Origin of the sequence: Kitasatospora aureofaciens (assembly GCF_001188955.3) — a bacterium.
Lineage (GTDB): Bacteria > Actinomycetota > Actinomycetes > Streptomycetales > Streptomycetaceae > Kitasatospora > Kitasatospora aureofaciens.
Genome location: NZ_JPRF03000001.1, coordinates 560,942 through 573,156 on the forward strand (window position 1 = coordinate 560,942; position 12,215 = coordinate 573,156).

Consider the following 12,215-nt stretch of genomic DNA (forward strand, 5'->3'; position numbering starts at 1 on the left):
CATCTCCGGCGGACTGCCGTTCAGCGCAACGGCCCACACGCCACCGGCCGCAGCCGTCCGCCGTTCCTCGCCCGGACGGCTCACCCCGGGTGTCGGGCGCCGCGCGCTACGGGGCAATGGTGCTCAGCGGCACGGCCGCGCGGAGTTCCGGGAGGCCTGTGGAACCACCCGACCGTGCTGACTGTGCTGTTGCTCCGGCGCCGGGCCCCGTCCGATGCGTGAGTTCCCCGGCCCCCGGTGGGGCCGATGCGTCCTGGGCCGACCCGGCCCTGTCGGCGGGGACCGTACGGCCCTGTCCGGTGGCTTCCGGCGGACGGACAGTGGAGGCGGAACCACCCGAGGAGGAGTGAGGACGATGCAGCACCGCAGCGTCGGCGACGTGATGACCCGTGAGGTCGTCACCGCCCGGCCCGACACACCGTTCAAGGAGGTTGCGGCGCTGTTCCACCGCAACGACATCACCGCCATCCCGGTGATCGACGACCAGGGACGGCCGCTCGGCATGGTGTCCGAGGCCGACCTGCTCCGCAAGGAAGCTGTCCTTCCCGACCCCGAGGGCCGCTTCCCCGGGCGCCGGCTGGACGCCGGGGACCGTGCCCGGGCCGAGGCGGAGACCGCCGGCGGGCTGATGACCAGCCCCGCCGTCACGGCCCGCCCGGGCTGGTCGGTGCCGGAGGCCGCCCGGGCCATGGACAAGCACCGCGTCAAGCGGCTGCCCGTGGTGGACGAGGCCGGCCGTCTGGTCGGGATCGTCAGCCGCCGTGACCTGCTGGAGGTCTTCCTGCGCCACGACGCGGCCATCCGCGACGAGATCAACCACGACGTGCTCGGCCAGACCCTCTGGCTCACCCCCGGCGACGTCGTGGTCGGCGTTCACGAGGGCGTCGTCACGCTCAGGGGCCGGCTGCCGCGTCGCAGCCTGATCCCGATCACCGAGCAGCTCTGCCGCGCCGTGGACGGCGTGGTCGCGGTGCACGCGGCCCTCGACTGGACCGAGGACGACACCGACCCGCACCTGGAACACCCCCGCGCCTACCGCGCCGCTTCCTAGGAGGCCGCCGTGACCAGCACACCGAGCACCGTCGCCGACGTCATGACCCACGCGGTGGTCGCCGTCGGCCGCGACGCGGACTTCCGGGAGGTCGCCGAGACCCTGCAGCGCTGGCGGGTCAGCGCCGTTCCCGTGCTGACCGGCGACGGCCGGGTGGTCGGGGTGGTCTCCGAGGCCGACCTGCTCACCGCCCGGGACCGCGACGGCGAGCGCGCCGACGCCCTGACGGCCGGGCGGATGATGTCCGTCCCGGCGGTCACCGCGCACCCCGGCAGCCCGCTCAACGAGGCCGCCCGGGCGATGGCCCGCGGCCACCTCAAGCGGCTCCCGGTCGTGGACGAGGAGGACTACCTGGTCGGCATCGTCAGCCGGGGTGACCTGCTGAAGGTCTACCTCGGCGACGACCGCGAACTCGCCGACCGGGTCCGCTTCGAGCTCGTCGCCACTCTCGGCCCGAGCGCCGCCGTGGACACCGACATCCGCTCCGAGAACGGCCGGATCACCCTGACCGGCAGCCTGCCGGACATGGTCTCCGCCGACGTCCTGGAGCGCCTGGTGCGCTCCGTACCCGGCGTGGCCGGCGTCGAACTCCGGCTCGCCGCCGCGGCCTGAACCCGCTCCGCCGGCCTGCTCGTCCTCGGGCGAACCGGGCACCGCCCCGGCCCGGTGACCCGGGCGGTGATCCACCGGGCCCGGTGCCCGGTCGCCGTGGTCCCGCGCGGCCGACCCGGTGCGCCGCGCGTCGCGAACGCGCAGAATCGGTGGTGTCACCGCTCGCGCACCCCAGGGAGCAGGCCATGGACACGCCCCAGCCCGTACGGGTGTTCCTGCTGGACGACCACGAGGTGGTGCGGCGCGGCGTCCGGGACCTCCTGGAGGCCGAGGAGGACATCGAGGTCATCGGCGAGGCCGCCAGCTGTGCCCAGGCCCTCGCCCGGGTGCCGGCCCTGCGCCCGGACGTCGCCGTGCTGGACGTACGGCTCCCGGACGGCGACGGGGTGAGCGTCTGCCGGGACCTGCGCGACCGGATGCCCGAACTGGTCTGCCTGATGCTGACCTCCTTCGACGACGACGACGCCCTGCTCGACGCGATCATGGCCGGGGCGGCCGGCTATGTCCTGAAGCAGGTCAAGGGCGCCGAACTGGTCAGCGCCGTACGGACGGTGGCCTCCGGCCAGTCCATGCTCGACCCGGCCACCACGCGCAAGCTGATGGAGAGCCTGCGCCACCACGAGGAGAGCGAGCCGGAGGCCGCGCTCGCCGGGCTCACCCCGCGCGAACGGGAGATCCTCGAGCTGGTGGGGGAGGGCAAGACCAACCGGCAGATCGGCCAGGAGCTCTACCTCGCCGAGAAGACCGTCAAGAACCACGTCTCCCGGCTGCTCGCCAAGCTGGGTGTCGAGCGCCGGCTCCAGGCGGCCGTCCTCGCCGCCCATGCCGAAGAGCCCTCCGAGTCGCACCACCCGCGCCGGGTTTGAGTCGACCGGGCCCGGAAAGAGAGCCGAACGGCCCAAGCACCCCGCCGGAACCCGGTCGCACGGTGGAAGTGATCCACCCGCCACGACCGGGGAGACCGCGATGAGGTACTGGGACGATCACGGCACGAGCGCCCGGGGCATCCCCCCGGCGACCGCGGGCACTCCGCTCCTCCGGGACACCCCGCACCGCTGCGCCGAGCCGTCCGTCTCCGGCTGACACCGATCCCGGAGGACACCATGTCCACCCTCGCCCTCGACGCCGCCGGCCTGGAGAAGCTCGTCTCCGCCGCCGTCGCCGCACCCTCGATCCACAACAGCCAGCCCTGGCGCTTCCACCTCCAGCCGGCCACCTCCACCCTGGAGGTCCGGGCCGACCGCAGCCGCGCCGTCCCGGCCGCCGACCCCCAGGGCCGGGCGCTGCACATCTCCGTCGGCGCGGCCATCCTCAACCTGCGGGTCGCCGCCCGCCACCTCGGCTGGGCCCCCGAGGTGCGGCTGCTGCCCGACCCGGCCGACCCGGACCTCTTCGCGGCCGTACGGCTGGACGGCGCGGCAACCGTGCCCGCCCCGGGCACCGAGCGGCTGTTCGAGGCGATTTGGCGCCGGCACTCCATCCGCACACCGTTCACCGGCGAGCCCGTGCCCCAGGCCGTCCTCGACGAACTGGTCGCGGCCGCCCGCACCGAGCACACCGCCCTCCAACTGCCCGACCACGCGGAGACCACCCGGCTGCTCCACCTCACCGCCGAGGCCGAGCGCCGCAGCACCACGGACGAGGCCCAGCGCACCGAGAGCCGCAGCTGGATCCGTACCGGGGACGCCGAGGCCCAGCCCTACGGCATCCCGGTCACCGCGCTCGGTCCCCAGGACCAGGCCGGCCACCTGCCCGTGCGGGACTTCGCGGCCCTGCGCGCCGCCGAGCACCAGGCCCCCGCCCCCTTCGAGCACGAGCCCCGCATCGCGGTCCTGACCACCGAGCACGACACCCCCGAGGACTGGCTGCGCGCCGGCCTCGCCCTCGAACACGTCCTGCTCGCCGCCACCGTCCACGGCGTCCGCGCCTCCCTCCTGCACCAGGCGATGGAGTGGCCCTACCTGCGCTGGGAGGCCCGCGACCCGCACCGGGGCCCCGGTTACGTCCAGATCCTGATCCGCCTGGGCTACGGCCCCGAGGGCGCCCCGACGCCGCGGCTCGCGGCCGGGAACGTGCTGGACCGGGAGGAATAGCCCAGGAAGAGACGGCTCAGGACTCGGGCAGGGGAACCCGCCAGACCAGTTCGGTGCCGCCCTCCGGGCGGGTGCGGGCGGTGAAGGTGCCGCCCAGGGCGGTGGCCCGGTCGGCGAGGTTGGTGAGCCCGCTGCGGCGGCCGCCCTCGGGGAGGCCGACGCCGTCGTCGGTGACCGTGACGGTCACGTCCCCCTCGGCGGCGACCGAGGCATCGACGGCGTGGGCCCTGGCGTGGCGGGCGGCGTTGGACAGGGCCTCCTCCAGGACCGCGACGGCCGCGTCCGCGATCTCGGCGGGCACGGTGGCGTCGAGCAGGCCGGTCATCCGCAGGGCGGGGGTGAATCCGAGGGAGCGGGCGGCCCGGTCGACGACGTCGACGAGTCGGGCGCGCAGGCCGCTCGCCGCCGGGCCGGACTCGCGCAGGCGCAGGCCGAAGATGGTGGCGCGGATGGTCTTCGCCGTCTCGTCCAGGTCGTCGATCGCCCGCAGGACGCGGTCGGTCGCCTCGGGGTGGTCGATGAAGCGGGTGGCGCCCTGGAGGGTCATGCCGGTGGCGAACAGCCGCTGGATGGCCAGGTCGTGCAGGTCACGGGCGATCCGGTCGCGCTCCTTGAGCAGCGCGACCTGTTCGGAGTCGAGGCGGCGCTCGGCGAGCTCCATGGCCACCGCCGCCTGACCGGCGAAGCCCAGCAGCGGCCCGGACTCCCCCTCCTCGAACAGCGGTGCGCCGGCCGCCCTGGCCAGCAGCAGCACTCCGCGGATCCCGCGCTCGGCCGTGCCGACGGGCACCGCGACCGCCGGGCCCAGGCCCTGCCAGCGCGGTGGTCCGGCGGTGATCCGCGGGTCCTTCTGGACGTCCGGGCTCACCACCAGGCCACCGGTGCGGAAGGCCGCGCCCATGAACGAGCCCTCGACCGACAGCACCAGACCGCGGTGCTGCTCCGCACCGAGCCCGACGGCGATCCGCACCTCCAGCTCCCCGGTGTCCGGCATCGGCACGGCGACGACCGCGAGGTCCGCGCCCGCGATCTCGGCGGCCCGGGAGAGCAGCAGGTCCAGCACCTCCTGCTCGGGGCTGCCCGACAGCAGGGTGCTGGTGACCTCGGCGCTCGCCTCCAGCCAGCGCTGCCGCTGCCTGGCCCGGTCGTAGAGCCGGGCGTTGTCGATCGCGACCCCGGCGGCGACGGCGAGCGTCGCGAGCACCGACTCGTCCTCCTCGTCGAAGTCGCCGCCGCCGCGCTTCTCGGTCAGGTAGAGGTTGCCGAACACCTTGTCCCGGATCCGGATCGGCACTCCCAGGAAGCTGTTCATCGGAGGGTGGTTGGACGGGAAGCCGTAGGAGGACGGGTGGTCCGAGATCCGGGTGAGGCGCAGCGGCTCGGGGTGGCGGATCAGCTCGCCCAGGATGCCGTGACCGGAGGGCAGGTCACCGATCAGTTTGACCCGGTCGTCCTCGATGCCGACCGGGATGAACTGGGACAGCCGTTGGCCCTCGCCGATCACTCCCAGGGCGCCGTACTCGGCGTCCACCAGGGTCACCGCCGCTTCCACGATGTGCTGGAGGGCCTGGGCCAGTTCCAGGTCGCGCCCGACCGCCAGCACCGCCTCCAGCAGGCTGTGGACACGGTCGCGCGTGCCCCGGGCCGTGTCCAGCCGGACCTGCAGCTCCTCCAGGAGCTCGTCCAGGCGCAGCTTCGGTACGGGGGCCGAACTCTCCGGTGCGCTGGCCAAGGAAGTCCTCCACGCTCGCCCCCTACCACTGCCAAGCGTAGGTGCACCGGCCGTGCTCCGCCGGACACCGAAGGGGCCCAACGGCCCACCCGCCGGACCCCACCGGGCCCCCTCACACCGGTGCACCCGCGGCGGAGGCTGGAAGTGCGAGCGGAACCGGCCCGGCTCCGCCGCCCCGAGAGGAGTGGACAGGGCATGAAGGCGCTCACCTACCACGGACCCGGCCGCCGCACCTGGGGTGACGTCCCCGACCCGGTCGTCCGCGACCCGGAGGACGCCGTCGTCAGGGTGGACGCGGTCACCATCTGCGGCACCGACCTGCACATCCTCAAGGGCGACGTTCCCGAGGTGGAACAGAACCGCATCCTGGGCCACGAGGCCGTCGGTACCGTCACCGCGACCGGACCGGGCGTCCGTACGGTCATGGCGGGCGACCGCGTCCTGGTCTCCTGCATCTCCGCCTGCGGCCGCTGCACCTACTGCCGCGGCGCGAGCTACGGCCAGTGCACCGGCGGTGGCGGCTGGATCCTCGGCCACCTGATCGACGGCTGCCAGGCCGAGCACGTCCGTACCCCCTTCGCCGACACCTCCCTCCACAAGCTGCCGGACGGTGTCAGCGACGAGGACGCCCTGCTGCTCGCCGACATCCTGCCCACCTCGTACGAGGTGGGGGTGCGCAACGGCCGGGTCGGCCCGGGCGACAGCGTCGCGATCGTCGGCGCCGGGCCGATCGGGCTCGCCGCGATCCTCACCGCACGGCTGTACAGCCCCTCCCGGATCGTCGCCGTCGACCTCGCCCGAGCCCGACTCGACGCCGCCAAGCGCTTCGGCGCCGACGCCACGCTGACGGTGGCCGAGGCCACTCCGGAGGCCGTCCGCGAGCTGAGCCGGGACGGGCTCGGCGTGGACGTCGCGATCGAGGCCGTCGGCGTGCCCGAGTCCTTCGAGCTGTGCACCCGCCTGGTCCGCCCGGGCGGCCGGGTCGCCAACGTGGGCGTGCACGGCAAGCCGGCGGTGCTCCACCTGGAGGACCTCTGGATCCGCGACATCACCGTCACCACCGGCCTGGTCGACACCGACAGCACTCCGCTGCTGCTCGACCTGCTGGCCGCCGGACGACTGGAGGTCGGCGGACTGGTCACCCACCGCTTCGGGCTCCACGAGATGCAGGACGCGTACGACGTCTTCGCCGACGCGGCCGACACCGGAGCCCTCAAGGTCGCGCTCTTCCGGACGTGACCTCCCGCGCGCAGGAGCCGCAACCATGATCCCCGACCGTACCGATCCTGCTGCCATCGCCCGCCGGATCCTCCAGCGCCGCGACCAACTCGGCCTGAGCGAAGGAATGCTGGCGTACCGGACCCACATGTCGCCGGCCTACCTCCGGCAACTCCTCTGCGCTGGGCCGGAGTTCGACCGGGAGGCCTTCCTGCGGATCGCCACCGCCCTCGGCACGACCTGGTCCGAGCTGCTGACCGGCCGACGCCCCGACGCCCCGCCGGGACAGGCCGACCCCGCCGCTCCGCGCCCGTTGCTGCTCCACCTGACCGGGCCGCAGTGCTGGGAACTGCTCGGCACCCACGGCGTCGGCCGGATCGGCCTGCCCGGGCGGGCGGCACCCGTCGTACTCCCGGTGAACTACACCGTGGACGCTCGAACCGTCGTCTACCGGACCGCCGCCCAGGGCGCCGCCGCCCCCACCGAGGGATCTCCCGCCTCGTTCCAGGTCGACCACGTCGACGACCGCCGCAGCAATGGCTGGAGCGTCCTCATCCTCGGCGAGGCCCACCACATCGACGATCCGGACGAGCAGCGGCGGCTCTCCGCCCGGCCCGGCGCCACCCCGTGGGCGGGCGGCGCCCGCCCGCTGTGGGTCCGCATCAGCCCGAGCGAGATCGCCGGCCGTCGGCTCGGTACGGAATGACCGGCCGGTACGGTCGGATCGCCTACTGCGGCAGCAGCACCGCGACGCCGGTCACCCGGTCCGCGGCGAGGTCGGCGAGCGCGGTGCCGGCCTGCCGTAGCGGGTAGCGGTTGACGTGCACCACCGGACGGGTCCGGGCGGCCTCGGCCAGGAAGGCGCGGCCGTCGTCCCGGGTGTTGGCGGTGACGCTGCGCAGGGTGCGTTCCTGGAAGAGGTGGCGCTGGTAGTCGAGCGGGGGGATGTCGCTGAGGTGGATGCCGGCGACGGCGAGGGTGGCGCCGCGGTCCAGCGCGGTCAGGGCGACCGGCACGAGTTCGCCGGCCGGGGCGAAGAGGATGGCGGCGTCCAGCGGCTCAGGTGCGGGGTCGTACGAGTCCCCGGCGAAGGCCGCGCCCAGGTCGAGGGCCAGCTGCCGGGCGGCCTCGCCCCGGGTGAACACGGCGACCCGGGAGCCCCGGGCGAGGGCGATCTGGGCGGTGAGGTGGGCGGAGGCGCCGAAGCCGTAGATGCCCAGGAGGCCGCCGGGCGGAAGGTCGGCCCGTTCCAGGGCGCGGTAGCCGATGATCCCCGCGCACAGCAGCGGGGCGAGTTCCTCGGCGGGCGGGCCCTCGGGCAGGCGGTAGGCGAAGCGGGCGTCGGCGGTCAGGTGACCGGCGTAGCCGCCGTGCCGGTCCCAGCCGGTGTAGCGCGAGCGCGGGCAGAGGTTCTCCCGCCCGCTCCGGCAGTACGCGCAGCTGCCGCAGGTGCGGGCCAGCCAGGCGATCCCGGCGCGGTCCCCGGTCGCGAAGCCCCCGACGGCGGAGCCCACCGCCCGTACCCGTCCGACCACCTCGTGCCCGGGGGTGCACCTCGCCACCCTGGGGGAGAGGTCCCCCTCCGCCAGGTGCAGGTCGGTGCGGCACACCCCGCAGGCCTCCACCTCCACCAGGACCTCCCCGGGCCCCGGCTCGGGAACGGGCCGCCGCTCCCACTCCAACGGCCCGGGGCCCGCGCCGCCCACCGGCCCCGGCTGCGCCACCACCCACGCGCCGGTCTCACCGGCCACCAGTCGCGTCGTGTCCATCACCGACTCCCACCGTCCACCGGAGGCAAGACTGCTCCTCCCAGCCTGCGCCCGGGACGGGCGCGGTGCGAGACCGAGCGCGGGGGCCGAGCTCCCGGAGGACCTCCTCCACCGCGTCGTGGACGGGCTGTTCCACCCCGCCGCCCGGTAGCCCGGCCGCCCAGGAGTCCCGTCCAACGGCCGTGCGCGCTGCGGTGCGCGGTTGCGATGCCGGCCTGTGGCGCGCTGCGGCGGTGGGTGCCGACCGAGGGGTGGCGGAGGCGGAGAATGGCGGCGTGACAGACATGACGCTCAACCTCTGGCGGCAGCCGCTCGGCCCGGTGGCCGCCGAGATGCTCAGCACGGTGTGGGACCGCAACGAGCTGACCGTGCTCATCCTCGCCGAGGCCGCTATCTCCGAACTCCCGCCCGGAATCAGCAGGTTGTCCAGGCTGCGCACCCTGGACCTCGGCCACAACCTGCTCACCGAGGTGCCCGCCGAACTGGGGCGGCTCACCGGGCTCCGGGACTTCCTCTACCTGCACGACAACCAGCTCACCGCACTGCCGGACTCGCTCGGACGGCTCACCCAGCTGCGCTACCTCAACGTCGGCGAGAACCGGCTCACCGAACTGCCCTCCTCCATCGGCAAGATGGCCGAGCTGGTGGAACTGCGCGCCCAGCACAACCGGCTCACCGCGCTGCCGGAGCCGATCGGCGCCCTCGGGCAGCTGCGCGAACTCTGGCTGCGCGGCAACCGGTTGACCACCCTGCCGGCCTCCTTCCGGCTGCTGTCCGAACTGCGGGAGCTGGAGCTGCGCGAGAACGCCCTCGCCGAGCTCCCCGCCGTCCTCGCCCGGCTGCCGCGGCTGCGCCGCATCGACCTGCGCAGCAACGAGATCGCCGAACTGCCCGACTGGCTGGCCGACCCGACTGCGCTCCCCGCGCTGGAGAAGCTCGACCTGCGCTGGAACGACGTAGAGGTGCCGGACCGGGTGGGGGAGGCGCTCGCCGAGCGCGGCTGTGTCGTCCTGCGGTGAGTGGGTCCGCCGCTGCGGGCCGGCCGGCTCATGAAGATCAACGCGGGGGGCGAGGACCTGCTACCGTGGAACGCATGAAGCGCGCTGCACTCGTCACGACGACGCCGGAACAAGTCCCGGCGCGCTGACTGCTGACCAAGTCCGAAGCCCCGGGGCGAGTGCCCCGGGGCTTCGTCGTTCCCGGCCGCTCGCCCCGCATCCGAGTGGAGACCCATGAACGAGCGGCTCAAGAACGACCACCTCCTCGACGGCGACCGGCCCGCGCACGACCACCGCAAGCTCGGCCGCGAGCTCGACCTGTTCGACACCGACCCGCTGATGGGCTCCGGCCTGCCGTACTGGCTGCCCGACGGCGCCGCGATCCGGCACACCCTGGAGGAGTTCATCCGCGGCCGCGAGCGCCGGGCCGGCTACCGCCACGTCTACTCGCCGGTGCTCGGCAAACGCGAGCTGTACGAGACCTCCGGCCACTGGGACCACTACCGCGACGACATGTTCCCACCCATGGAGCTCGGCTCGGAGGAGATGGTGCTGCGCCCGAGCCTGTGCCCGCACCACGCCCTGATCTTCCGCTCCCGCCCCCACAGCTACCGGGAACTTCCGCTTCGGATGGCCGAGTTGGGCGGCATGTACCGCTCCGAACTGTCCGGTGTGCTCGGCGGCCTGACCAGGGTCCGGGCCATCCAGCTGAACGACGCGCACGTCTTCTGCACCCCCGAGCAGGCCGCCGACGAGGCCGTCGCCGCCCTGGAGCTGATCCGCGAGGCGCACCGCGCGCTCGGCGTCGTGCCGGTTCGCTACCGGCTCTCGCTGCCCGGCGAGGGCGGAAAGTACGTGGCCGATCCCGGGCTCTGGCAGCGTGCCACCGCGCTGCTGACCGACGTGCTGGAGCGCTCCGGGGTGCCGTTCGAGGCGGCGGAAGGTGAGGCCGCGTTCTACGGTCCCAAGATCGACGTGCAGATCGCCGACGGCGCCGGGCGCGAGTTCACCCTCTCCACCGTGCAGATCGACTTCCATCAGCCCGAGCGCTTCAACCTCCACTACATCGGTCCGGACGGAGCCAAGCACCGCCCGGTGATGGTGCACCGCAGCGTGATCGGCAGCGTCGAGCGGGTGGTCGCCCACCTGATCGAGCTGTACGGCGGGGCGTTCCCGGCCTGGCTCGCGCCCGCGCAGGTGGTGCTGCTGCCGATCTCCGACGCCGAACTGCCGCAGGCCGAGCGGCTGCGGCAGCGCTGCCTGGACCTCGGGCTGCGGGCCGAGGTCGCCGGTCCCGAGCACGGCAGCCTCGGCGCCCGGATCCGGGAGGCCCGGTTGGTGCCCTACCAGGCGGTGATCGGCGCCAAGGAGGCGGTGGACGACCGGGTCGCGCTGCGGCTGCGGGACGGCCGCCGACTGGATCCGATGCCTGCGGAGGAGGCCTGGTCGCGGATCGGCGCGCTGGTCGCGGACTGCGGCGCCGAGCTGTGGCGGGACGAACCCGCCCGGTGAACCGGGGGCATACGTACGACTAGTGCGATGCCCGGTGTGTCGGCGGGGCCGGGGGCGGCGACCGCCCGTCGAATGAAGGCGCGGCGGCCGAGTCCACGGCCGCCGCTGTCCCCACGGACCGGAGGTACCCGTGCGCAGACCGCGTAGGTTCGTCGTTCCCGTCCTCACCGCCTGTCTCGCCCTCGCCGGGGCGGTGGCCGCCGCCCCGGCGGGTTCTGCCGGGCTCCGCCCGCTGCCCGTACCGGAGGTCCAGTACTGCGCCGCCGTCCTCGGTCATCTGCCCGGCGCCGACGGCGTCCCGCCGGTGCTCGGCCGTGCCTGCTCACCGGACTCCGCCGCCGACGCGCTCGCCCGGGCCGACCACCGTCCCCGCACGCCGGAGCAGCCGGCCGACCGGACGCTGCTGTTGGAGGAGTACAAGGACATCAACTACGGCGGCGGCGTCGTCTACTCCTTCTACGGCGACGCCGGAGGCTGCGACTCCACCGGCTACCACCTGGTCAACTACTTCGATGTGGCGCTGAGCGTCTCCTCGATGAAGGGCTACCACAACTGCAACACCGTCCACCTCTGGTCGACGCTGGGCAAGGAGGAGACGCTGGGCCTGCCGGCCTCCTACCTGGGGCCGGACTTCAACGACGCGGTCCGCGAGTTGCAGGTGTTCCACAGCTGAGCGCTCAGCTGTCGCCGGCCGCCGGGGGAGTACGCCCCGGCGGCCGGTCCGGTGTTCGGCCCGACGCCGGGTCCGATGTCCGGTCCGACGTCGGGTGCGACGTCCGCGCGGCCCTCGGCCGGTCAGTAGGACTGCAGCTCGATCAAGCGACCCTCGGGGTCGCGCAGATGGGCGCTGCGCAGGGTGGGGCCCCACTCCGGGCGGTCGGTCGCCGGGGCGACGAGGGCGCCGCCGTGCTGGAGGCAGAGGGCGAGCGCCTTGTCCACGTCGTCGACCCGGAAGACCAGCATGGCGGCGTCCTGGGCGGGGGCGGTGGGCTGGGCGGGCAGCCCGTCGGTGCCCAGGGCGGCGGCCATCGCGCCGCGGTCGTAGAGCGCCAGGACGGCCTGCTCGTCGACGTCCCAGTTGGCGTACGGACCCTCGGGCGCGCCCTTGACCAGGTTGGCGCCGGTGAGCGCGGGCAGGACCGCGCGGTAGAAGTCGAAGCACTCGGCGAAGCGGGTGACGAGCAGGCGCGGGTAGAGGGCGTCCACGGTCGAACTCCTGGGATCGAAAAC

At 74.0% G+C, this 12,215-nt stretch carries 12 protein-coding genes; 9 read left to right on the forward strand and 3 right to left on the reverse strand.

What is annotated here, in order from left to right:
* The first annotated feature begins 355 nt into the window (after positions 1-355).
* The 4 genes from HS99_RS02455 to HS99_RS02470 all read left to right on the forward strand — a co-directional run bounded on the left by HS99_RS02455 (position 356) and on the right by HS99_RS02470 (position 3,756).
* Positions 356-1,051 carry a CBS domain-containing protein gene (locus HS99_RS02455; protein ID WP_030555600.1) on the forward strand — a complete coding sequence of 232 codons (696 nt, stop codon included), beginning with the start codon at positions 356-358 and terminating at the stop codon, positions 1,049-1,051.
* Positions 1,052-1,060: 9 nt separating this feature from the next.
* Positions 1,061-1,663, forward strand: coding sequence for a CBS domain-containing protein (locus HS99_RS02460; RefSeq protein ID WP_030555598.1), 603 nt, complete (start codon positions 1,061-1,063; stop codon positions 1,661-1,663).
* A 185-nt stretch (positions 1,664-1,848) separates the two neighbouring features.
* Positions 1,849-2,529 (forward strand): response regulator, encoded by a 681-nt coding sequence (locus HS99_RS02465; RefSeq protein WP_030285772.1) that lies wholly within the window; start codon positions 1,849-1,851, stop codon positions 2,527-2,529.
* A gap of 237 nt (positions 2,530-2,766) precedes the next feature.
* Positions 2,767-3,756, forward strand: coding sequence for an Acg family FMN-binding oxidoreductase (locus tag HS99_RS02470; RefSeq protein ID WP_030285769.1), 990 nt, complete (start codon positions 2,767-2,769; stop codon positions 3,754-3,756).
* Between the two features lie 16 nt (positions 3,757-3,772).
* Here the strand turns inward: HS99_RS02470 and HS99_RS02475 are convergent, their stop codons facing one another.
* Complete coding sequence (locus HS99_RS02475) at positions 3,773-5,488, reverse strand: sensor histidine kinase (protein WP_030285767.1); 1,716 nt, start codon at positions 5,486-5,488, stop codon at positions 3,773-3,775.
* A gap of 195 nt (positions 5,489-5,683) precedes the next feature.
* On the opposite strand from HS99_RS02475, the gene HS99_RS02480 reads away from it, so the two are divergent.
* On the forward strand, positions 5,684-6,727 hold the full coding sequence (locus HS99_RS02480) for a zinc-dependent alcohol dehydrogenase family protein (protein WP_030555597.1): 1,044 nt from the start codon (positions 5,684-5,686) through the stop codon (positions 6,725-6,727).
* 25 nt (positions 6,728-6,752) lie between these two features.
* Positions 6,753-7,412: a helix-turn-helix domain-containing protein gene (locus HS99_RS02485; protein WP_030555596.1), complete on the forward strand. Its 660-nt coding sequence runs from the start codon at positions 6,753-6,755 to the stop codon at positions 7,410-7,412.
* Between the two features lie 22 nt (positions 7,413-7,434).
* Here HS99_RS02485 and HS99_RS02490 read toward each other — a convergent pair whose 3' ends face one another.
* Positions 7,435-8,475 carry a zinc-dependent alcohol dehydrogenase family protein gene (locus HS99_RS02490; protein ID WP_043481126.1) on the reverse strand — a complete coding sequence of 347 codons (1,041 nt, stop codon included), beginning with the start codon at positions 8,473-8,475 and terminating at the stop codon, positions 7,435-7,437.
* Between the two features lie 284 nt (positions 8,476-8,759).
* Between HS99_RS02490 and HS99_RS02495 the strand changes: the two genes are divergently transcribed.
* The 3 genes from HS99_RS02495 to HS99_RS02505 all read left to right on the forward strand — a co-directional run bounded on the left by HS99_RS02495 (position 8,760) and on the right by HS99_RS02505 (position 11,658).
* Positions 8,760-9,494: a leucine-rich repeat domain-containing protein gene (locus HS99_RS02495; RefSeq protein WP_030555594.1), complete on the forward strand. Its 735-nt coding sequence runs from the start codon at positions 8,760-8,762 to the stop codon at positions 9,492-9,494.
* 213 nt (positions 9,495-9,707) lie between these two features.
* Positions 9,708-10,985 (forward strand): threonine--tRNA ligase, encoded by a 1,278-nt coding sequence (gene thrS, locus HS99_RS02500; RefSeq protein WP_046385473.1) that lies wholly within the window; start codon positions 9,708-9,710, stop codon positions 10,983-10,985.
* 130 nt (positions 10,986-11,115) lie between these two features.
* Complete coding sequence (locus HS99_RS02505; protein ID WP_030555592.1) at positions 11,116-11,658, forward strand: hypothetical protein; 543 nt, start codon at positions 11,116-11,118, stop codon at positions 11,656-11,658.
* A gap of 122 nt (positions 11,659-11,780) precedes the next feature.
* Here the strand turns inward: HS99_RS02505 and HS99_RS02510 are convergent, their stop codons facing one another.
* Positions 11,781-12,191, reverse strand: coding sequence for a VOC family protein (locus tag HS99_RS02510; RefSeq protein WP_030285752.1), 411 nt, complete (start codon positions 12,189-12,191; stop codon positions 11,781-11,783).
* Positions 12,192-12,215 lie beyond the last annotated feature (24 nt).

Excerpts from the sequence above, each read along its gene's own strand:
- thrS (WP_046385473.1), top strand. The coding sequence starts at position 9,708 with ATGAACGAGCGGCTCAAGAACGACCACCTCCTCGACGGCGACCGGCCC.
- HS99_RS02490 (WP_043481126.1), bottom strand. The coding sequence starts at position 8,475 with ATGGACACGACGCGACTGGTGGCCGGTGAGACCGGCGCGTGGGTGGTG.
- HS99_RS02455 (WP_030555600.1), top strand. The coding sequence starts at position 356 with ATGCAGCACCGCAGCGTCGGCGACGTGATGACCCGTGAGGTCGTCACC.
- HS99_RS02485 (WP_030555596.1), top strand. The coding sequence starts at position 6,753 with ATGATCCCCGACCGTACCGATCCTGCTGCCATCGCCCGCCGGATCCTC.
- HS99_RS02465 (WP_030285772.1), top strand. The coding sequence starts at position 1,849 with ATGGACACGCCCCAGCCCGTACGGGTGTTCCTGCTGGACGACCACGAG.
- HS99_RS02480 (WP_030555597.1), top strand. The coding sequence starts at position 5,684 with ATGAAGGCGCTCACCTACCACGGACCCGGCCGCCGCACCTGGGGTGAC.
- HS99_RS02470 (WP_030285769.1), top strand. The coding sequence starts at position 2,767 with ATGTCCACCCTCGCCCTCGACGCCGCCGGCCTGGAGAAGCTCGTCTCC.
- HS99_RS02495 (WP_030555594.1), top strand. The coding sequence starts at position 8,760 with ATGACGCTCAACCTCTGGCGGCAGCCGCTCGGCCCGGTGGCCGCCGAG.